The organism is Streptomyces sp. NPDC001714, from assembly GCF_042892755.1.
Lineage (GTDB): Bacteria > Actinomycetota > Actinomycetes > Streptomycetales > Streptomycetaceae > Streptomyces.
In genome coordinates this window covers 658645-679322 of sequence record NZ_JBIAUL010000002.1, presented here as the reverse complement: position 1 = coordinate 679322, position 20678 = coordinate 658645, and the positions used below count along the sequence as shown (strand labels likewise).

Sequence of the window (20678 nt, the reverse complement as noted above, 5' to 3'; positions counted from 1 at the left end):
GAGGCGGACGTGCGGAGGCGGGTGTCCGCCTCGCGGGGCCGAAGGAGCGGGGGTCAGGTGGTGAAGTGGTGGGTGCCGGAGCCGACTTGGTAGACCGCGCAGCCGTCCTCGTGGCGCAGGAAGGTCCCGTGCGTGTGGGTCACCTTCTTCGGCGTGTCCGTCGGGATCCAGACCTCCGCCGTCGTGTTGGGCGGCACCGTGCAGGTCAGGGTGAAGCGGCCGGAGCGCTGCCGCCACCGGGTGGCGACGGGGCCGTACACCGAGGTGAAGCGGGCGGCGGCGGTGGTGACGGCACCGCCCGGACGGGGGCGGACGACGATCTCACGATAGCCGGGCCGGCCTGCCGCGATGCCGGCGATGTTCGTGTACATCCACTCCCCCACCGAGCCGTAGGCGTAGTGGTTGAAGGAGTTCATGGCCGGGTCCTGGAAGCTGCCGTCGGGCCGGATGGAGTCCCAGCGCTCCCACATGGTGGTGGAGCCCCGGTCGATCTGGTAGCCCCAGCTGGGGAAGGTGCGCTGCTGCAGCAGCCGGTAGGCGACGTCGGTGTGCCCGGTGCCGGTCAGGACCGGCAGCAGCCGGGGCGTGCCGAGGAAGCCGGTGGACAGGTGCCAGTCCCTGGCCTTGACCAGGGCGACGAGACGGTCGGCCGCGGCCTGGCGCGAGGCGTCCGGCAGCAGGTCCATGGACAGGGCCAGGACGTACGCCGTCTGCGTGTCGCCCTTCACCTTGCCGTCGGCGGTGACGTAGGCGCCCTGGAAGGCCGCCCGTATCCGGCCGAAGAGGTCGCGGTAGGTCGCGGCGTCGGCGTCCTCGCCGAGTTCCGCCGCCATCCGGGCCGCGAGGTCGGCGCTGTGCGCGAAGTACGCGGTGGCGATGACGTCCTTGGGGGTCTCGTCGTCGACGTTCAGCCAGTCGCCGTAACCCTCGGCGGGGCGCAGCAGTCCGTCGCTGTGCTGCTCCAGATACGTCAGCCAGTCCCGGACGGACGGCAGGGCGTCCGCGATGACCTGACGGTCGCCGTAGGCCTGGTAGAGGGCCCAGGGCACGGTGACGCCCGCGTCGCCCCAGCCCGCGGTGCCGTTGCCGAGGGTGCCGACCACCGGCGCCACGTCCGTGAACGCTCCCGCCGAGGTCCGCGAGTCCCGCAGGTCGACGAGCCACTTGGACAGGAACCGGGCCGACTCCATGGTGTAGGCGGCGGTGGGCGAGAAGACGTTGATGTCGCCGGTCCAGCCCAGCCGCTCGTCGCGCGCGGGAGTGTCGGTCGGCACGGAGAGGAAGTTGCCGCGCTGACCCCACGTGATGTTGTGGTGCAGCTGGTTCAGCATCGGCACGTCGGTCTCGAAGTCCAGGGTGAAGGGGGCGTCCGTGTGCATGACGCGCCCGGTGACGGCCTTCGCCGTGGGGGTACCGGGAAACCCGGTCACCTCGACGTAGCGGAACCCGTGGAAGGTGAAACGCGGCTCGTAGACCTCCGCCCCGTCGCCCTTGAGGGTGTACGTGTCCGTCGCCGCCGCGCTCCGCAGGTTCGCGGTGTAGACCGTGCCGTCGGGGTTGAGCACCTCGGCGTGTCTGAGCCGTACGGTCGTCCCCGCGGCGCCCGACACCCGCAGCCGTACCGAGCCGACCATGTTCTGTCCCAGGTCGAACACGTAGACCCCGGGCTTGGGTTGGGTCACCTCCTTCGGGGTCAGCTCCCGCTCCACACGCACGGGGCCGTCCGCCTGCGCGACGATCAGCCCGGGGCCGATGTCGCCCTCACCACGCACGCCGGGCCAGTCCGCGTCGTCGAAGCCGGGTGAGGTCCAGCCGGGGGTCTCCTTGCGGGCGTCGTACGTCTCGCCGTTCAGCAGGTCGGCCGCGACGATCGGCCCGGCCGCGGCCCGCCAGTCGGCGGACGACGTGACACGAGCGCTCGTACCGTCCGCGTACTCCACCTCCAACTGCGCGCGCAGCACAGGGTGTTGGCCGTACTGCCCGGGCCCGAACATGCCCACGTCGCCCGCGTACCAGCCGGGTGCCAGGTACGCCCCGATGGCGTTGGCGCCCGGCCGCAGGAGCGCGGTGACGTCGTACGTCTGGTACTGGACGCGCGTGCGGTAGTCCGTCCAGCCGGGCGCGAGCCGGTCGTCGCCCACGCGGCTGCCGTTGAGGTGGGGCTCGTACAGGCCGAGTGCCGTGGCGTACAGGCGGGCACGGGACACCTTCTTGCGCGGGAGCCGGAACTCGTGCCGCAACTGGGTGACGGCGTACGACACCGGAACCACCCTCCCCCACGGCCCACCGCCCCAGGCGGCCGCCACCTTCGCGGCGGGCCAGCCCCCGTCGTCGAACCCCGACTCCCGCCACCCGTCCGCCGGTTCCGTGTCCGTGGCCTTCCAGGAGGCGTCGGTGAACACCTTCTGCCCGCCGGAGGCGGTACGCACCACGAGGACGGCGACGAGTCCCGCCGGGCCGACGGTCGCGTTGGTGGCCGAGACGGCGATAACGTTGTCACCGGCCCGTACGCGGTCCAGCACGTCGATCACGGCCGGGCGGCGCCAGTCCTCGTTGTCGGTGTCGAGGTCGGTGTGCGCCACCTCGACCCCGTTCACGGAGACGGCGTACACGTTGTCCGCGGTGATGGCGAGCGTCGCCGCCATGATCCCGGCGGGCAGTTCGGCGGTGCGGCGGAACCAGCGGGTGGCCGCCGGCACGCTGCTCGTCGGGGCGCCCTCGGGGAACCAGATCCATGAACCGCCTTCGAAGGAGGGAGCGTCGGTGAGACTCGCCGGGGCCGAGATCCAGTCGGCGGTCCACTGCCCGGCCCCCATCAGCCCCGTCTCCCACCACGAGGGCGCACTCCAGCCGGAGACCCTGCCCTCGGCGTCCCACACCCGTACGGACCAGTGGTAACGCGTCCGGGACTTCAGCGCGGGGCCGGCGTACGGCACGAGGACGGACTCAGCGGAGGTGACCTTCCCGCTGTCCCAGACGTCGGGGCGGTCGAGTCCCGAGGCCGTGGTGGCGACCCGGACCTGATAGGCGCTCTGCCGCACATCCACCCGGTCGGAGACCAACGGCCAGCTCAGCCGCGGGTGTTGGACGTCGAGGCCCAAGGGGTGCCGGACGTACTCGACGGTCGGCGCTGCGACGCTCAGCCCGTCACCCGCCTTGCCCGGCTGCGCCTGTACCTGCGGCTGCCCGGAAGCCGAAGCCGTCGATGCCGACAGACCGCCGACGGCGGCCGCCGCGACCGTGGCGCCCGCGCCCGCGAGGACGTTCCTCCTGCTGATCATCTGCGACTCCTCACTCACACGGATGGAACGAAGCGTTGCTTGAATCGATTCAATACGGAGGGGCATGGGTAACGTAGAGCCGGGCGAGGCGGGGGTCAATCGTCGTGCAGGCAATGTGATGACCCGACCGGTCGGCGGCCGCCATGTCGACGAGCGGCACGCACAGCGCACCCCGGGGTGATTGAACGGTTTCAATCGACGGACCACGAGGCCGCGATCACCGGGCCGGCGCCGGCCGCGAGGTCATGACCTGGCCGAGGAAGGACCGCGTCACCTGCGAGACCTCACCACGGCCCCGGCGCGGCCCGTGGCCGGCCCGCCGCCCGGCCCGCTCCTCCCGGGCGACCTGCCGACGGCGAGCACATCGCCATCACCTCACCTGGGCCGTCCGGCCCAGGGCGGAGCCGTGGACCGGGCTCGGGAGCCGGGAATCGAAGGTTCGCTCAGCCCCCTGCCCGCCTGTCGTCCGCCCGGCCGCGTGCGATGCGACTGCCGGAACGGGCGCGGACGGATTCGGGGTCCTTCAACTCGGCGCGGTGGACGATCAGTTCGCGGCCCAGCAGCAGGGAGTGGCGGGAGGCGGTCACCTGGAGGTCGTCGGGCAGTGTCGTCAGGTCGGAGAGATGGGCGAAGCCGATGACGCGGCGGATGATCTCCGTGCCCGCGAAGCCGACCGCCTCCGTCCAGACGCGGCCCAGGAACCGCTCCAGATAGGCATCGTCGAAGAAGGTGTCGACGCGCGTCGGCCACAGGCGGCGGAATTCGGTCTCGAACCCCTCCCAGCTCAGACGCAGTTGATCGGCGTGGTCGCCCTCGCCGCCCAGCGCGTGCGCGCGGGCCTCGGAGACGAGGACGTTCGCCCAGTACAGGCCGAGGTCGAAGCCGATCGGGCCGACGAAGGAGAACTCGGGGTCGAAGACGCGGACCACCTCGGCGCCGTCCCGCCGGCCGACCATGACGCTGCCGGTGTGCAGGTCGCCGTGGAGCAGTGCCTGACCGCTCGTCATGAAGACGTGGCGGAGTTCGGCGACCTCGGTGCGCAGCCGGGTGTCGGCGCGGAACTCGGCGGCCAGGTCGTCGAGTCCGGGGTGCCAGTGGTTGTGCTCGTGCTCGACGTACGGCTCCGACAGCACCACATCCTCGGTGATCTTGCAGAGTTCGGGGTTGACGGAGGCGGCGATCAGGTCCTTGCGCTCGGCGGAGGGCATGCCGAAGTCGCTGGTGGCGAAGGACAGCTGCGCAACGAGTTCACCGATGCCGACCGAGGTGGACGGGCCGTAGGAGCCGCCCTCGTTGAGACGGGTGCGCAGGACCTCCAGGTCGGACAGGTCCTCCATGACGAGGGCGTGGTTCTCGGCGTCGTAGCCGTGGATCGCGGGGATCTTGTCCGGGGCGGCCTTGCCGATCTGCTCGTACGCGCGGGCCTCGGCGTCGGAACGGTCGGGGCTCAGCGGCCACGACGGGCCGGCGACGCGCACCCAGGGCAGGGCCTGCTTCACGGCGAGGCGGCGGGTACCGGCGCCGTTCGAGGCCAGGAACACGCGGTTGAGGTTGCCGTCGGAGACCTCGCGGACACGGATGTCGTCGAGGTCGTCCCAGTGGCCGCGCTCGTTCAGGTAGCCCGGGATGTCGTCGGCGTCCAGGATGCGGTAGCCCATGATGTCGGTTTCCTTATGCGGTACGGCGCTTGGACAGGGTGAAGCTGAAGACCAGGGCCAGGATGAGGACGGCGCCCTCGACCACGTCCTGCGTGTAGTACGGCAGGCCCTTGATGGTCAGGCCGGTAGTGATGATGCCGATGAGGACCGCGCCCAGGGCCGTGCCCCAGACGTTCGGGCGGCCCCGGCCGAGCACCGACGTGCCCACGAGGGCGACGGCGACCGCTTCCAGGAGCTGGGAGGTGCCGGCGCTCACGTCGCCCTGACCGATCCGGGAGGCCAGGATCAGGCCGCCGACCGAGGCGAGCACGCCGGAGATGACGTAGGCGAGGGCCCGGTAGGCGCCGACGCGAATGCCGGCCAGCCGGGAGGCCTCGGGGTTGGCGCCGATGGCGTACAGGACCCGGCCCCAGCGGGTGCGGGCGAGGAAGACCCAGGCGGCGACCGTCAGCGCGCCGAAGATCAGGACCGAGACGGGGATCCCCAGGACCGTGCCGCGGTCGATGCGCAGGAAGCCCGCGGTGAACTTCCCCGGCGCCGTGGAGCCGTCGGACATCGTCATGCCCGGGGTGATGGACTGGCCGTCGACCAGGATGAGTTTGCCGCCCTGGATGACGAACATGACGCCGAGGGTGGCCAGCATGTCGGGAATCTTGAGCACGACGATCAGGAGTGCGTTGAGCAGGCCCGCCAGCGCGCCCGCCGCCAGCACGGCGACGATCGCGACGGTGCCGACCTGGTTGTGGACGACCATCGTCTGGGCGGCGACCGAGACGCCGAGGCCGGCGACGGCGCCGACGGACATGTCCATTCCGCCGACGGCCATGGTGAGGGTGACGCCGAGGCCGAGGATCGCGGCGACGGAGACGTACCGGAGCGTGTCGAGGAGGGTCGCGGACTCGCGGAAGGTGCCCTCGCTCAGCGCGAAGTACAGGAAGAGCGCGACCGTGACGAAGATGAAGCCGTACTTGATCACGGCGTTCTGGACGCGCGCGGCGGTGAAGACCGTGGACCGGGTCACCGTCTTGGCGGGGGTCCCGGTGCTCTGGGTAGTGGTCATGGGTGCTGCTTCCTTCGGCGGCCGGTGTCGGGGGGCTCAGACGGAACCGGCGATGGTCTGGATCACGCGGTCGCGCTCCGCGTCCTCGCCGTACGCGTCGAGGTGGACCTCACCGGCCGCGAGGACGACGACCCGGTCGGCGATCTCCAGGATCTCGTCGACGTCGGCGGACAGGACGAGCACGGCGGCGCCCTCGGCGGCCAGCGCGCGGGCACGGCGGCCGATGTCGCGGCGGGCGCCGATGTCGACGCCGCGGAACGGCTCGTCGAGGATGAGGACACGGGGGGTCTCGGCGAGCCAGCGGCCGACGACCACCTTCTGCTGGTTGCCGCCGGAGAGTTCCTCCACGGTGCTGTGCTCGTCGCGGGCGACGACCCCGAGGGCGTCGATGGTGGCGCGGCCGAGGGCGTCCTCGCGGGAGCGGTTCACGAGGCCCGCGAGGGAGAGGGACTTCAGGAACGGCAGCGAGATGTTCTGCGCCACCGACCAGCCCGGGACGAGCGCGTCGGCGTGCCGGTCCTCGGGGACCAGGTGGACGCCGGCCCGGATGGCGTCGGCTGGGCGGCAGGGCGCGTAGACCCTGCCGCCCAGTGCGACGGCCCCGGTGCGGAAGGGTTCGGCGCCGAACAGGCCGCGGGCCAGCTCGGTCTTGCCCGCGCCCAGCAGCCCGACGACACCGGTGACTTCGCCGGTGCGCAGGTCCAGGTCGAGCGGGGCGCTTCCGTCGAAGAGCCGGACTCCGCTCAGGGAGAGGACGGTCCGGCCCTGGTCGCCGTCGCGGGTCGGGCGGGCCGTCCGGGCCTCCTGGGCCTGGGCGAGCATCGCGCGCAGGGCGGCGTCCCAGTCGAAGGGCCTCGTCTGGTCCTCGGTGAGACGGCCGTCGCGCAGCACGACCAGCCGGTCGGCGAGGGCGTCGATCTCACCGAGGCGGTGGGAGACGTAGAGCACCGCGATGCCGTCGTCGCGCATCTTCTCGACCAGCGCGAAGAGGCGTTCGGCCTCGGCCGCCGAGAGCGCGGAGGTGGGTTCGTCGAGGACGAGGAGGCGGGGGCGGGTGGCCAGGGCGCGGGCGAGGATCAGCAACTGGCGGTCGGAGATGCCGAGTTCGGTGACGTCCTGGCGCAGGACCGCGTCGCTCCAGTCCAGGCCGAGGCCCGCCTGGATCTCGCGGGCCCGGGCCAAGGTGCGGGCACTGCTCAGGAACGGGTTGCCGCGCCTCTGTGCCAGCTCCTCGAAGACCAGGTTCTCGGCCACGCTGAGGCCGGGCACGATGCCCTCGCCGATGCGCTGGTGGACGGTCTGGATGCCCAACTGGCGGGCGGCGAGGGGGGAGGGGAGAGCCACCGGCTCCCCGGCGACCCGCACCTCACCGCCGTGCCCGGGGTGCACGCCCGACAGGATCTTGATCAGCGTGGACTTTCCGGCTCCGTTCGCTCCGAGCAGCGCGACCACGCTGCCCGGAGCGATGTCGAGCGAGACGCCGGCGAGCACCGTCTTGCCGTCGAAGGCCATGCTGACGTCCGTCAGGCCGACCGCGGGCGGCTCCTCGGGAGCCGTCTCAGTGGGCGACATTGGGGATCCAGTCCGCGGTGCTGACCTTCGAGAGGTTCAGTGCGGGCAGGGCGGTGCGCAGCTGGTCCATGTTCTCGATCTTGTTCTTGACCAGGAAGTCCCGGGTGATGGCGACGGCCGGGAACTCGACCGAGGACGTGTTCAGCTGACCGGCAAGCTCCAGCGCGGCCGTGCGGACCACGGCCGCGCCCACGGCGGACGGGTCGGTGCCGGCGGTGGCGACCCAGGGGCTGCCGGTGGCCGTCATGTTCTGGATGTCGGCGTTGGAGACGTCCGCGCCGAAGACCTTCACCTTGCCCTGGAGCTTCTTGTTCTGCACGGCGAGGACGGTGCCCTTGGCGAGCTCGTCGTAGGGCGCGAAGACGCCCGTCACGTCGGAGTGCTGGGTCAGCGCGGCGGAGACCAGCGGGACGTTGTCGGTGGCGGTCGAGTCGGTGACCTTGCCGACCTTGAACTCCTGAGTCCAGCCGTTGGCGGTGAGCGCCTTCTTCCAGACCGTGTCGCGCTTGTCGAGGGCGGCGTAGCCGGCCACGTTGACGTAGCCGACCTTGGTGTTCTTGCCGACCGTCTTGGCCATCACGTCGAGGACGGCCTGCGCCATGCTGGCGTCGTCCTGCTCGGTGCTGACGACGGACTTGTTGGTCTGGTCGACGTCGTACACGACGACCTTGATGCCCTTCTTCACGGCCTGGTCGATCTCCGGCTGGATGGTCGCCGGGAACCCGTGGTCGATGATGATCGCCTGTGCGCCGGAGTTGATGGCGGAGGAGAGGTCGGTGGCCTGCTTGGCGTTGTCGGCCTGGGCGTCGTACACCGTCAGGTCGATACCGAGGGCCTTGGCCTGGGCCTTGGCGCCGTTGCCCCACTGCTCGAAGTAGTCGCCGGCGCCGCTCTGCCGGACCAGGGCGACCTTGACCGTGCCCTTGCTGAACGGCGCGGGCTTCTTGCCGGTGGCGGCCGAGGCCGAGGCGGCGGTGTCGCTGCCCGTCTTGGTGGAGGCGTCCGAGGACTGCGAGCAGCCGGAGAGGATCAGGGCGGAGACGGACGCCAGCGAGATCGCGGCGAGAGGCAGGCGGACGAGGGACATGGCGGGCTCCAGGTGCAAGGGGTACGCAGAGAGGGAACGCGGGAAGACGCGGGGAAGAAGACGGTGGCTTGGACCGGAGCGGGAACAGGAATGCGCCACTGCACCGCATGGGGCATGCGGGCATGCGGGGGGCTCCGGGAGGGGTCAGCGACAGCTGGCCGTGGTCGACCGGAGCAGGTCCACGTACAGCCGCCGCACGAGCAGCAGCGTCTTCATGAGCAGATCATGGGAACGTTTTCAGCCGCCCGTCAAAGAAATGGAAGCGGTTTCTCACCAATTGAGACGACGATGCGTCACAGCCGGTGATCGTCCGGCCTGGAGTTACCATCACGGGACCGGCACCCGAACCGGCACAGTGAGGCTCCGATGACGACACCCTGCGCGAACGCGTCGCCCATGCTTGGCATGTGCCGCTGTACCGGCGCGCGCCGGCGTGGCTGATCCGTCGTTCGCCCGCTGCCGCGTGCCGTCTCCGATTTCCCTCCCGCCCGTCCGGACCGTCTCGGTATCCGGACTTCGCTTCGCTCAACTGGAGTTGCTCCCATGACGCTGCTGACGACGTGGGCCGAGTCCGGCCCCGAGACCCCGGTCCGCCGTACCTCGGACCCCGCCGAGATCGCGGAGGCGCTCAAGCCCCTCGGAGTGCGCTACGAGCAGTGGCCGATCCGCGAGGACGTGCCGTTCGACGCCGACAGCGAGACCGTGTTCGCCGCGTACGGCCCCGAGATCGACAAGCTGACCGCGGAGGAGGGCTTCACCACGGTCGACGTCCTCGGCCTGCACCCCGGCGACGACCCCGAGTACCCGGCGAAGGCGAAGGCCGCGCGGGAGAAGTTCCTCCAGGAGCACACCCACGACGACGATGACGAGGTCCGCTTCTTCGTCTCCGGCTCCGGCATCTTCTACCTGCACGTGAACGGGGAGGTGCACGCGGTCTTCTGCGAGAAGGGCGACCTGCTGGGCGTGCCGCGCGGCACCACGCACTGGTTCGACATGGGCACGAAGCCGTCGTTCACCGCGATCCGCTTCTTCCACGAGGAGGACGGCTGGGTCGGCAACTTCACCGGTTCGCCCATCTCCGCCCGCTTCCCGGACTACGACACGATCGCGGCGGGGTACGAGGCGGACAAGGGCGCCGCGTGAGCCTGCCCGACCCGGCCCTCCGCTTCGACGTGGACGCCGTGGTGCTCGACATCGAGGGCACCACGAGCGCCACGGGCTTCGTCGTGGACGTGCTGTACCCGTACTCGCGCTCCCGGTTCGCGGCACTGCTCTCCGAGCGGAGCGGTGATCCGGAGGTGGCACGGGCCCTCGCGCAGGTGCGCGAGCTGACCGGCGACCCGCACGCCGACACGGCCGCGGTCGTGAAGACCCTGGACGCGTGGCTCGACGAGGACCGCAAGGCGACCCCGCTGAAGACCCTCCAGGGCCTCATCTGGTCGGAGGGCTTCGCCCGCGGCGACCTCGTCTCGCACTTCTACGACGACGTCCTGCCGGCGCTGCGCGCCTGGCACGCGGCGGGCCTGCGCCTGTACGTGTACTCGTCCGGTTCGGTGGCGGCCCAGCGGGCCTGGTTCTCCTCGACCCCCGAGGGCGACCTGCTCCCGCTGGTCTCCGGCCTCTACGACACCGAGAACGCCGGTCCCAAGCAGGAGCCGGCGTCCTACCGCCGTATCGCGGAGTCGACGGGCCTCGCGCCCGAACGGCTCCTGTTCCTCTCCGACCGGCCCGGCGAGCTGGACGCGGCCCGCGCGGCGGGCTGGCACACCGTCGGGATCCGGCGCCCCGGAGAGCCCTTCCACCAGCAAGGCGTCGGCGACCACGCGGAAACGGGGACGTTCGACGAGATCAGCATCAGCACGACCAGGAGCACCACGTGAGCGACGACTTCACCGCATCCGGCCTTGAGGAGGCGGGGGCGGTCCTCGCCGCCGAGTCCGCCCGGTTCGCCTCCTTCGGCTGGATGCGCGGTACGTCCGGCAACCTGTCCGTGGTGCTCTCCCGGGACCCGCTGCGGCTGGTCGTCACCGCGAGCGGCCACGACAAGGGCGAACTGACGCCCGCCGACGTGGTGCTGGTCGACGGACAGGGCGCCGCCGTGGGCGAGGGCAAGCCGTCGGCGGAGGCCGAGCTGCATGCGCGCGTGGCCGCGCTGACCGGCGCGGGCGCTGTGGTGCACGTGCACACTGTTGCGTCGGTGGCGATGGGGCACCGGCAGCCGGGCGGGATCGTCTTCAAGGACCTGGAGATGCTCAAGGGCGTCGGACAGCCGGCCCATGACGTCGAGGTGACGCTGCCGGTCATCGGCAACAGCCAGGACATGAAGGTGCTCGGGGACCGGCTGGAGGCGGCGCGGGAGCCGCGGATGCCGGCGGTGGTCGTGGCCGGGCACGGACTGTACGTGTGGGGCGCCGATCCGCGCCAGGCCCGGCACCACACCGAAGTCGTGGAATGGCTGCTGGAGTTGGAGCTCACGCGACGTTGAGCCGCGTCGGGCCGAGAGGCGAGAGCAGCGAAGGCCACGGTCGGTCGACCGTGGCCTTCGGCCTGTTCAGCGCAGGCGGTCCCCCGGCAGCTCCCCCGCCGCCACCTCCAGCACGCCCCGCTCGGTCGCCAGACCCGTCACCAGCCGGCCCGGCGTCACGTCGAACGCCGGGTTGTGGCCGCGCGACTCGGCCGGAGCGGTGCGGACGCCCGCCCACTCCAGCACCTCGTCCTCGCCGCGGAGTTCGATGTGGATGTCGTCGCCGGTCGGCGTCGACAGGTCGACCGTGGTCGTCGGTGCCGCCACCAGGAACGGGATCCCGGCGTACGCGCACGCGAGGGCCACTCCCACCGTGCCCACCTTGTTCGCCGTGTCGCCGTTGGCCGCGATCCGGTCGGCGCCGACGACCGCCGCGTCGACCTCGCCGCGCAGAATGGTCCCGGCGGCGGCCGCGTCGGCCTGGACGTAGTGCGGGATGCCCTCCTGGACGAGTTCCCAGGCGGTCAGCCGGGAGCCCTGGAGCAGGGGGCGCGTCTCGTCGGCGTGGACGACCTCCAGGCGTCCACGCGCGTGGAGTTCACGGATGACGCCGAGCGCCGTGCCCCAGCCGGCCGTCGCGAGCGCGCCCGTGTTGCAGTGGGTGAGGATCCGCAGCGGCCGGTCCCCGCCGACCTTCTTCAGCAGCCAGTCGGCGCCGTACTCGCCCATCGCGCGGTTGGCCTCGACGTCCTCGCGCTGGACGGCGGCGGCTTCTTCCAGCACGGCACCGAGGCCCTCGGCGAAGCGGGCCATGACCCGGTCCACACACACCATCAGGTTGACCGCGGTCGGGCGGGCCTCGCGGATGCGGGCCACGGCCTTGCGTACCTGTGCCTCGCTCCAGCCCTTCCGCTCACCTTCGAGCAGGGCGAGGGCGACTCCGTAGGCGCCCGCCGCTCCGATCGCGGGTGCGCCGCGCACCACGAGCCGCTGGATCGCGTCCACCAACGTGTCCACATCCCGGACGTCCACCGTCTCGGTGTGATGCGGCAGCCGGGTCTGGTCTATGAGCGTGAGGCCGATTCCCGTCCAGTCGACGGCACGCAGTTCCTTGGACATATCGGGACACTCCTGATGTTCTGACAGCGCTTGCCACCGTACATGACCTGGGAGAACCACAGTTCGAGACGGATGGGCGGTTGGCCGGATCCGGGTGTTACAGTCCAGCACCCGCATTCCACGGGCCGATACCCCCATTCCGCGGACCGAGACGACGAAGGAGGACACATGCCCCTGCTCACCCGGCGTCTGTTCCTCGACTTCGGCCGCTGCACCGGCGACTGCTGTCCCTGCTGAGCCTTCCCCCCCTCAGCACATCGTCGCCCGATCACCCACTCTCACGCGCCCACCGCCGAGCGCGCCTTGCCGTATCCGGAAGGTCCCCGATGCACCGCAGACACCGCCGTGCCCTCCAGCTGACCGCGCTCGCCGCCGGCACCGTCCTCCTCGCCACCGCCTGCAACGCGGCCGCCAAGAAGGACGGCACGTCCGCCTCCGCGGGCAGCAGCGGCAAGTCCTTCACCCTCGTCACACCGGACTCCGTCGGGGAGAACGAGTTCCTCAAGCTGGCCGTCAACGGCATCAAGGACGCCGCGAAGCAGCACGGCGGGACCTCGAAGGTCTACGAGTCCACGGACACCGCCTCCCAGCAGCAGAACGTGCAGGCCGCCGTCGACGCCAAGCCGGACGTCATCGTGCTGGTCGGCTTCGAGTTCGCCGACATCGTCGCGCAGCAGGCCGAGAAGAACCCGAAGCAGCAGTTCCTGATGGTCGACGCCTGCACCACCAAGACGTACGAGAACGTCAGTTGCGCGGTCTTCCGCGAGCACGAGGGCGTCTACCTCGCGGGCGCCGAGGCGGGTCTGCTCAGCAAGTCGGGCAAGGTCGGCGCGGTGGACGTGCTCGACACGCCCCAGTTCCGCCGCTACAGCGACCCGTTCGCGGCCGGTGCGAAGAAGGTCGCCGCGAAGACCGGGACGTCCACCCGCTTCGTCGGCGGCCAGTCCCCCTTCGACGACTCCGCGCGCGCCAAGGAGCAGGCGAACACGCTGCTGTCCAAGGACTACGACCAGATCATGGCCGCCGCCGCGGCCGGCAACTACGGCGTCTTCGAGGCCGCGAAGGCCAAGGGCGCCTTCGCGTACGGCGTCGACGTCAACCAGTGCCCGTCGGCCCCCGGCACCGTCGTCGACAACGTGATCAAGCGCACGGACGTCGCCGTGGAGAAGGGCGTCGAGGCGGTCCTGGGCGGCAGGACGGGTACGACCGTGTCGTACGGCCTCAAGGAGGGCGGCATCAGCCTGACGGGGCTGGAGGACGGCGTCGACTCGTCCAAGTGCGTGATCGCCCAGCACAAGGACGTCCTGACGAAGGTCAGGGCGCTGCGTGACCAGATAGTCTCCGGTGAGCTGACGGTCGATGACCCCGCAGCCAAGTGACCGGCCGGCCGGGGCCGTCGAGGCCCCGGCCGTCGAACTCCGGGGCATCACGAAGCGGTACCCCGGCACGCTCGCCAACGACGCCGTCGACCTGACCGTTGGCCGCGGCGAGATCCACGCCCTGATGGGTGAGAACGGCGCGGGCAAGTCCACGCTGATGTCGGTGCTCTACGGGATGGAACGGCCCGACGCCGGTTCCGTACGCATCGACGGGCGCGAGGTGTCCTTCGACGACCCGGGGGACGCGATGGCCGCCGGGCTCGGCATGGTCCACCAGAGCTTCAAGCTGTTCGGCTCGCTGACCGTCGCCGAGAACGTCGTCTACGCGGCCGAGCCGCGCCGGTTCGGGTTCGTGGACCGGGCCGCCGCGCGCAGCCGCGTACGCGAACTCGCCGAGGAACACGGCCTCTTCGTGGAGCCGGACGCCCGCGTCGGCGACCTGCCGGTGGGGCTGCGGCAGCGCGTCGAGATTCTCAAACTGCTCCACCGCGGCGCCCGCGTCCTCATCCTCGACGAACCGACCGCGGTGCTCACGCCGGCCGAGGCCGACGCCCTGTTCGCCGTGCTCAAGTCCCTCGCCGCACAGGGCCGCACGGTGATTCTCGTGACGCACAAGCTGCGCGAGGTGCTGGACGTCAGCGACAACGTCACGGTGCTGCGCGACGGCCGGGTGGCCGCCCGGCTGCGTACCCGTGGGACCACCGCCGAGGAGATCGCGGCGGCGATGACCGGCCGCTCGGTGGAACTGGACCGCGTGCACGCGCCCGGCCCCCTCGGGGATGTCGTGCTCGACGTCGCCGGGCTGAGCGCGGGCGACGCCGTACACGACGTCGACCTGACGGTCCGGGCGGGCGAGATCGTCGGTGTCGCGGGCGTCGCGGGCAACGGCCAGAGCGAGCTCGTCGAGGCCCTGGCCGGACTGCGGCCGGTCAGCGCCGGCCGGGTCACCCTCTGCGGACAGGACGTCACCCACGCCTCGGCGGCCGGCCATCGCGCCGCGGGCCTCGCCTACGTACCCGAGGACCGGCACACGGTGGGCACCGCACCCGCCGCGTCCGTCGCGGACAACCTGGCGATGGGCCATCACCGCACGGCGCTGTCCTCCCGGCACGGCCTGCTGCCACCGTCGGCCGTAGGCGCCCACGCACGGCGTCTCGTCGAGCGCTTCGGCATCAAGGTGTCCACGCCCGGACTGCCCGCGGCGACGCTCTCCGGCGGCAACCTGCAGAAGCTGCTGCTCGGACGCGAACTCGCCCACGACGCGCCGCTGCTGCTGGTCGAACAGCCCACCCGTGGCGTCGACATCGGCGCCATCCAGAACATCCACGACCAGCTCGTCGCCTACCGCGACGCGGGCCACGCCGTCCTGCTGGTCTCGGCCGAGCTCAGCGAGATCCGCGGGCTCTCGGACCGGGTTCTGGTGATGTACGAGGGCCGGGTCACGGCCGCGTACCCGAAGGACGAGCTGGACGAGCGCACGCTCGGCCTGGCGATGGCCGGCGGCACCGCGCAGCGGACCGGCGCCGTGCAGGACGGAGACGGAGACTGACATGCCTCGCACACCGGACTTGACGTGGGCATCGAAGGCGCTGCGCTCCCCCGTCACCTTCTCCCTCCTCGCCGGAGTCGTCATCGGCGCGCTGTTCCTCCTCGGCACCGGTGCCGATCCGTTCGCGGCGTACGGCGCCGTCATCACCGGATCGCTCGGGGCCGACGGGATCGGCGCGACGCTGAGCACCCTCACCAGCGTGCTGGGCATGGCGCTCGCACTGGCCGTCCCGCTGCGCGCCGGGCTCATCAACCTCGGTGGAGACGGGCAGATGGTGCTGGGCGGGATCGCCGCCGCCGTCACCGGGCTGTACTCGCCGCTGCCCCCGTCCCTCACCGTGGTGCTCGCCCTGCTAGCCGGGATGGCGGCCGGCGGCGCGTACGCCGCCCTCGCGGCGCTGTGCGAGAACCACCTCGGGGTTCCGCTCCTGGTGAGCAGCCTGCTGCTCAGCTATCCGGCGGTCAGCCTGGCTTCCTATCTGGTGCGCTATCCGCTCAAGGAGCCCGGCTCCAGCCTGCCGCAGACACGACGGCTCCCCGGGGGCGTGGCGCTGCCGGTCTTCGGCTCGTCGACCGTGACGGTGGGCCTGCTGCTGGTGGTGCTGGCCGCCGCCGTGTACTGGTTCACCGACTCCCGTACGGCCACCGGCTACGAGATCCGGATGACCGGTCTCAACTCCCGCTTCTCCGCGTACGCGGGCGTGGACCGCAAGGGCCTTACGCTGCGTCTGTTGACGGCTTCGGGGGCGCTGGCCGGGCTCGTGGGCGCGATCGGCGTGCTGAGCTTCCCGTACCGGTTCCTCGACGGCTCACTCACCTCGCCCGGCTACACCTGGACGGGTCTGACCGCCGCGCTCCTCGCGTCGGCCGCCCCGCTGGGCACGGTCCTCGCGTCGTTCTTCTTCGCCGTGCTCCAGGTCGGCGGGCTCGCCATGGAGCGCACCACGGAGGTGCCGCGCGAGCTGACCCAGGTGCTGCAGGCCATCGTCATCGTCTTCCTCGCGGCCCGGCTGCACTTCCCGCGCAGACGCTCGGCAGCAGCCGGCCGGGAGCCTGTCGCCCAGGGGGAGCCGGCCTGATGTTCTTCGACTCCGACTTCGTCATGTCCGTGCTGCGCGCGCTCACCCCGATCCTGCTGGCCGCGCTCGGCGGCGCGCTGTGCGAGCGCGCCGGCGTCTTCAACATCAGCCTGGAAGGTCTGATGCTGGTGGGCTGCTTCACCGCCGTTTCCACCAGCTGGTTCACCGGCAGCGCGTGGCTCGGCGTGCTGGCGGCCGCTCTCGCCTCCGCAGCGTACTCGCTCGTCCTCGCCGTGGGCGCGGTCACGCTGCGCGGGGACGCGGTGGTCCTCGGGGTGGCCATGAACCTCCTCGCCGCGGGCCTGACCAGCTTCCTGCTCCGTACGGTCTTCGGGGTGCAGGGCACCTTCGACGACCCGAGCCTCGCCGGGCTCCCGCTCGTCGGAGGCTTCTCGCCCCTGACGTATCTGGCGTGGGCCGCCGTCGTGGTCGCCGCAGTGCTGCTGTCCCGGCACGTGTGGGGGCTGCGGCTGCGCGGTGTCGGCGAGGCTCCGGACGCCGCGGCGACGCTCGGGGTGAGCCCGGCCCGCCACAAGTACGCGGCGGTCCTCCTGTCCGGGGTGCTGTCCGGGCTCGCCGGAGCTCAGCTCGCCCTCGGCAACGTCACGTTGTTCTCCGCGAACATGACGGCCGGCCGTGGCTGGATCGCCGTCGTGGCCGTCATGCTCGGCCGTGCCATGCCTCTCGGCGTGCTGCTCGCCGCGCTGCTGTTCGGCGTCGCGGAGGCAGCGGGCTTCCGCCTCCAGGGCCTCGGCCTGCCCCAGCAGGCCACCGACGCCGCGCCCTACGTCGTGACTCTCGGTGCCCTGTTCCTCACCACGGCGCGGCGACGTGGCCGTACCCCGCGTACCACCCGTTCCACCGACCCTTCCGGAGTCGCCTCATGACCAACGACCTGCTGCCCGTCACCCGCATACCCCGCACCGGCCTGCCGCCCCGCGCCCTGGTGGTGGGCGACCCGGCGCGCGCGGCGGCTGTCGCCTCGCTGCTGGAAGGGGCCGAGGAGATCTCGTACCACCGCGAATACCGGGTGTTCGGCGGGAGTTGGAAAGGCCTGCCGGTCACCGTCGCCTCGCATGGCGTGGGCGCGCCGGGCGCGATCCTGCTCTTCCAGGAGCTGGCGGACGCCGGTGTCCGCACGCTCCTGCGGTTCGGCACCGCGGGCGCGATGAAGCCCGGGATCGAGGACGGAGACCTCGTGATAGCGGAGGCGGCCGTGCGCGACGACGGCGTGACCCAGCAGCTGCTGCCCCCCGAGTACCCGGCCGTGTGCGCCCCCGAGGCGGTGTTCGCGCTCCGGCGCGCCGCACGCGAGCAGGGCGCCCCGCACCACCGGGGCATCGTTTGGACCCGGGCCGCCTTCCAGCCGGGCCTGCTGCCGCTGAACGCGTACGACAGGGCCGGGCTCGCCGCGATCGAGATGGAGCTTTCGGCGCTGCTGGTGACCGCCTCGCTGCGCGGGCTCGTCGCGGGCGGCGTGCTCGTGGTGGACGGCGCGAACGCGGACGAACTGGTCGACGAGGGGGCACCTTTGTCGACGGGCCACTACGACCCCCACCGCGAGGTCGTGGTGCGGGGCGTGGAGCGCGGCGCCGTCGTCTCTCTGGAGGCCCTGCGGCTCCTGGCGGAGGAGTTTGCCCTGGAAGGGGATCAGGCGTGACCGTCCCTGCCGACCTCCTCGTGCACGGCGGTGACGTCCTCGCGGTCGACGACGCCGGCACCGTCGTACGCGACGGGGCAGTAGCCGTCCGGGACGGCGAGATCCTCGCCGTCGGCCCCACGGAGGAACTGCGTGCCCGGTACGCAGCCGCCGACACCCTCGACGCGACCGGCTGCCTGGTCATGCCCGGCCTCGTCAACACCCACACACACCTGGCGATGACCCTGCTGCGCGGCCGCGCCGACGACGTGACACTGCAGGGCTTCCTGGAACGGGTGATCCGCTGGGAGGGCGAGCTGCTGTCGCCGGAGAACGTGGCCGCGGCGGTCCGCGTGGCGGTCGCCGAGAGCGTGCGGGCGGGTGTGACCTCCGCCCTGGACATGTACTGGTTCCACGAGGCCGCCGAGCACGCCGCGCGGGAGACGGGCTGGCGGCTGCACACCGGCCCCACCTTCATGGACGTACCGGAGCCGGCCGACGGCATCGCCTACGAGGACCGCCTCGACTGGGCCCGCCGCGATCTGGCGGCGCGCCGCGCCGGGCCCGGCACCCGGCCCGTCCTCTTCGCGCACTCCACCTACACCCTCTCCCCGGAGCAGCTGACGGAGATCGCCGCGCTGGCCCGGGAGTTCGGCGCGCTGCTGCACATCCATGCCGCGGAGAACGCCATCGAGGTCGCCACGGTCGAGGTGGCCCACGGCAGGCGCCCCGTGGAGCTGCTGGACTCGCTGGGACTGCTCGGGCCCGACCTGCTGCTCGCCCACGCCGTGGAACTGACGGGACCCGAGATCGTGGCGCTGGCCCGCACCGGCACCTCGGTCGCCCACTGCCCGGTGTCGAACCTCAAGCTCGGCTGCGGCATCGCTCCCGTACCGCGGCTGCTCAGTGCGGGCGTGACCGTCGGGCTCGGTACCGACGGCGCGGTCAGCTCCAACACCCTCGACCTGCTGGGAGCGGTGCGGCAGGCCGCGCTCGTGCACAAGGCGGGCGGCGACCCCACGGCGGTCGGCGCCGAGCAGGCCGTACGCATGGCGACGATCGAGGGCGCCCGCGCGCTCGGCCTCGACGGACAGCTGGGCTCCCTGGAACCGGGCAAGCGCGCGGACCTGATCGTGCTGGACCTCGACAGGCCCCATCTCACCCCGCGCCACGACGTGTGGTCGATGCTCGCCTACGCCGCCCACTCCTCCGACGTACGGGACACGGTCGTCGACGGACGGGTGCTGATGCGCGACCGCACGCTCACCACCCTCGACGAGGCCGCGGCCCTGAAGGCCCTGTCAGACCTGGACGCACGATCCGGCACGGACGCACCGTCCGGTCCAGAGGCACGCCCGGACCCGGGCACAGGGTCCGACCTGGAGGTCCTGGCATGACCGTCACCCGGGGCTTCACCGGACGCTCGCGCGCCGCCGACCGCGATCCACGGCTGCCGCCCGGCCAGTACGACGCGGGGGACTCCTGGCCCGTGCTGTCCGCCGAGGTCACCCCCGATCTCACGCCCGCGGACTGGACGTTCCGCGTCGACGGCCTGGTGGCCGAGGAGCGCACCTGGTCGTGGGACGAGGCGCACACGCTGCCTCGGTCCGTGTACGAGGGGGACATCCACTGCGTCACCAGCTGGTCGAAGTTCGGGGTGAGGTTCGGCGGGGTGTCCCTGGACACCTTCCTGGACCTCGCCCGCCCGCACTCCTCGGCCACGCATGCCGTCGCGTACGCGCACACCGGATACACCACGAACCTGCCGCTGTCCGACCTGACGGGCGGACGCGCGTGGATCGTCTGGGAGTTCGGCGGCGAGCCGCTGGACCCCGGACACGGGGGCCCGGCACGGCTCGTGGTGCCCCACCTGTACTTCTGGAAGAGCGTCAAGTGGGTCGCGGGGCTGCGCCTCCTCGACCACGACGAGCCGGGCTTCTGGGAGCAGAACGGCTACCACGCCCGCGGAAACCCCTGGAACGAGGAGCGGTACGCCGGTGACTGACAGCGCGCCCGAGACCTTCGCTCCCCCGACCCGGTTCGCCGTGCCGGGACGGATCGCCGTGAGCAACCGCGCCGCGGCCGCCTGGCGGCCGGCCCGCCTCGTCGAGGTCCGCCGCGAGACACCGCGCGCCTCGACGTTCCGGTTCGCCGTGCCCGGCTGGGCGGGCCACCTGCCCGGCCAGCATCTGATGCTGCGTCTGACGGCCGCCGACGGGTACGTCGCGCAGCGCCACTACTCCATCGCGTCGGCGCCCGGCGACAGCGGCCACGTCGAGCTGACCCTCGACCATGTCGAGGGCGGCGAGGTGTCCGGCTGGTTCCACACGGTGGCGCGCCCCGGCGACACCGTCGAGGTACGCGGCCCGCTCAGCGGGTTCTTCGCCTGGCCCGGCGACCGGCCGGCCCTGCTGCTCGGCGCCGGCTCCGGCGTCGTACCGCTGATGTCCATGGTCCGCGACCACCGCCTGCGCCGGCTGAGCGTCCCGGTGCGCCTGCTGGTCTCGGCACGCACCCCAGAGGACCTGATCTACGCGGACGAGTACGGGGCCGAGACCACTCCCGTCTTCACCCGTGCGGGCCCGCCTGGAGTACGGCCCGGCCGTCTCTCGGCCGCCCACCTGGAGCCGTACCTGGCGCGGCCGCCCGCCGGGGGCTGGGAGGCGTACGTCTGCGGCTCCAACGGCTTCGCCGAGCACGCCTCCCGGCTGCTCGCCGGGCTGGGCCAGCCCGTGCACCGCATCCGCGTCGAGCGCTTCGGCTGACACCGGACTCCGGAAGGTGCGGGGGGA

Annotated in this window: 17 protein-coding genes; 11 read left to right on the top strand and 6 right to left on the bottom strand. The window is 71.9% G+C overall.

Going from position 1 to position 20678, the window contains the following annotated elements; genetic code table 11:
* Nucleotides 1-53: 53 nt before the first annotated feature.
* The 5 genes from ACFY0P_RS07680 to ACFY0P_RS07660 all read right to left on the bottom strand — a co-directional run bounded on the left by ACFY0P_RS07680 (nucleotide 54) and on the right by ACFY0P_RS07660 (nucleotide 8658).
* Nucleotides 54-3281 (bottom strand): alpha-L-rhamnosidase, encoded by a 3228-nt coding sequence (locus ACFY0P_RS07680; protein ID WP_388908415.1) that lies wholly within the window; start codon nucleotides 3279-3281, stop codon nucleotides 54-56.
* Between the two features lie 443 nt (nucleotides 3282-3724).
* Nucleotides 3725-4939 (bottom strand): S-methyl-5-thioribose kinase, encoded by a 1215-nt coding sequence (gene mtnK / locus ACFY0P_RS07675; protein WP_388908413.1) that lies wholly within the window; start codon nucleotides 4937-4939, stop codon nucleotides 3725-3727.
* 13 nt (nucleotides 4940-4952) lie between these two features.
* Entirely contained in the window at nucleotides 4953-5999 is a 1047-nt protein-coding gene (locus ACFY0P_RS07670) for an ABC transporter permease (protein ID WP_388908411.1), read from the bottom strand.
* 36 nt (nucleotides 6000-6035) lie between these two features.
* Nucleotides 6036-7571: a sugar ABC transporter ATP-binding protein gene (locus tag ACFY0P_RS07665; RefSeq protein WP_388908409.1), complete on the bottom strand. Its 1536-nt coding sequence runs from the start codon at nucleotides 7569-7571 to the stop codon at nucleotides 6036-6038.
* Nucleotides 7558-8658, bottom strand: a complete 1101-nt coding sequence (locus ACFY0P_RS07660; protein WP_388908407.1) for a substrate-binding domain-containing protein — start codon at nucleotides 8656-8658, stop codon at nucleotides 7558-7560. Before ACFY0P_RS07660 ends, ACFY0P_RS07665 begins: the two co-directional genes overlap by 14 nt.
* A 543-nt stretch (nucleotides 8659-9201) precedes the next feature.
* Here ACFY0P_RS07660 and ACFY0P_RS07655 point away from each other — a divergent pair.
* From ACFY0P_RS07655 to mtnB, 3 genes are read left to right on the top strand one after another with little or no spacing between them, the layout of a single operon-like run.
* Complete coding sequence (locus ACFY0P_RS07655) at nucleotides 9202-9801, top strand: acireductone dioxygenase (RefSeq protein WP_388908405.1); 600 nt, start codon at nucleotides 9202-9204, stop codon at nucleotides 9799-9801.
* The gene (gene mtnC / locus ACFY0P_RS07650; protein WP_388908403.1) at nucleotides 9798-10538 is read left to right on the top strand and encodes an acireductone synthase; all 741 of its coding nucleotides are present in this window, start codon (nucleotides 9798-9800) and stop codon (nucleotides 10536-10538) included. Before ACFY0P_RS07655 ends, mtnC begins: the two co-directional genes overlap by 4 nt.
* Nucleotides 10535-11143: a methylthioribulose 1-phosphate dehydratase gene (gene mtnB / locus ACFY0P_RS07645; protein ID WP_388908402.1), complete on the top strand. Its 609-nt coding sequence runs from the start codon at nucleotides 10535-10537 to the stop codon at nucleotides 11141-11143. The genes mtnC and mtnB overlap by 4 nt, the downstream gene beginning before the upstream one ends.
* 66 nt (nucleotides 11144-11209) lie before the next feature.
* On the opposite strand, the gene mtnA is transcribed toward mtnB, so the two are convergent.
* Nucleotides 11210-12241: an S-methyl-5-thioribose-1-phosphate isomerase gene (gene mtnA, locus ACFY0P_RS07640; protein ID WP_388908401.1), complete on the bottom strand. Its 1032-nt coding sequence runs from the start codon at nucleotides 12239-12241 to the stop codon at nucleotides 11210-11212.
* A 326-nt stretch (nucleotides 12242-12567) separates the two neighbouring features.
* Here mtnA and ACFY0P_RS07635 point away from each other — a divergent pair, with 326 nt between their 5' ends.
* Genes ACFY0P_RS07635 through ACFY0P_RS07600 form a run of 8 tightly spaced genes read left to right on the top strand, consistent with a single transcriptional unit; the run spans nucleotide 12568 to nucleotide 20651 of the window.
* Nucleotides 12568-13620 carry a BMP family ABC transporter substrate-binding protein gene (locus ACFY0P_RS07635; RefSeq protein ID WP_388908400.1) on the top strand — a complete coding sequence of 351 codons (1053 nt, stop codon included), beginning with the start codon at nucleotides 12568-12570 and terminating at the stop codon, nucleotides 13618-13620.
* Nucleotides 13601-15169 (top strand): ABC transporter ATP-binding protein, encoded by a 1569-nt coding sequence (locus ACFY0P_RS07630; RefSeq protein WP_388908399.1) that lies wholly within the window; start codon nucleotides 13601-13603, stop codon nucleotides 15167-15169. Before ACFY0P_RS07635 ends, ACFY0P_RS07630 begins: the two co-directional genes overlap by 20 nt.
* A 1-nt stretch (nucleotide 15170) precedes the next feature.
* Nucleotides 15171-16247, top strand: coding sequence for an ABC transporter permease (locus ACFY0P_RS07625; protein ID WP_388908398.1), 1077 nt, complete (start codon nucleotides 15171-15173; stop codon nucleotides 16245-16247).
* Nucleotides 16247-17134: an ABC transporter permease gene (locus ACFY0P_RS07620; RefSeq protein WP_388908397.1), complete on the top strand. Its 888-nt coding sequence runs from the start codon at nucleotides 16247-16249 to the stop codon at nucleotides 17132-17134. Before ACFY0P_RS07625 ends, ACFY0P_RS07620 begins: the two co-directional genes overlap by 1 nt.
* Nucleotides 17131-17907, top strand: coding sequence for a nucleoside phosphorylase (locus ACFY0P_RS07615; protein ID WP_388908396.1), 777 nt, complete (start codon nucleotides 17131-17133; stop codon nucleotides 17905-17907). Before ACFY0P_RS07620 ends, ACFY0P_RS07615 begins: the two co-directional genes overlap by 4 nt.
* Entirely contained in the window at nucleotides 17904-19283 is a 1380-nt protein-coding gene (locus tag ACFY0P_RS07610) for an amidohydrolase (protein WP_388908395.1), read from the top strand. The genes ACFY0P_RS07615 and ACFY0P_RS07610 overlap by 4 nt, the downstream gene beginning before the upstream one ends.
* Nucleotides 19280-19891 (top strand): sulfite oxidase-like oxidoreductase, encoded by a 612-nt coding sequence (locus ACFY0P_RS07605; protein ID WP_388908394.1) that lies wholly within the window; start codon nucleotides 19280-19282, stop codon nucleotides 19889-19891. Before ACFY0P_RS07610 ends, ACFY0P_RS07605 begins: the two co-directional genes overlap by 4 nt.
* On the top strand, nucleotides 19884-20651 hold the full coding sequence (locus tag ACFY0P_RS07600; protein ID WP_388908393.1) for a ferredoxin reductase: 768 nt from the start codon (nucleotides 19884-19886) through the stop codon (nucleotides 20649-20651). Before ACFY0P_RS07605 ends, ACFY0P_RS07600 begins: the two co-directional genes overlap by 8 nt.
* The last annotated feature ends 27 nt before the right edge of the window (nucleotides 20652-20678 follow it).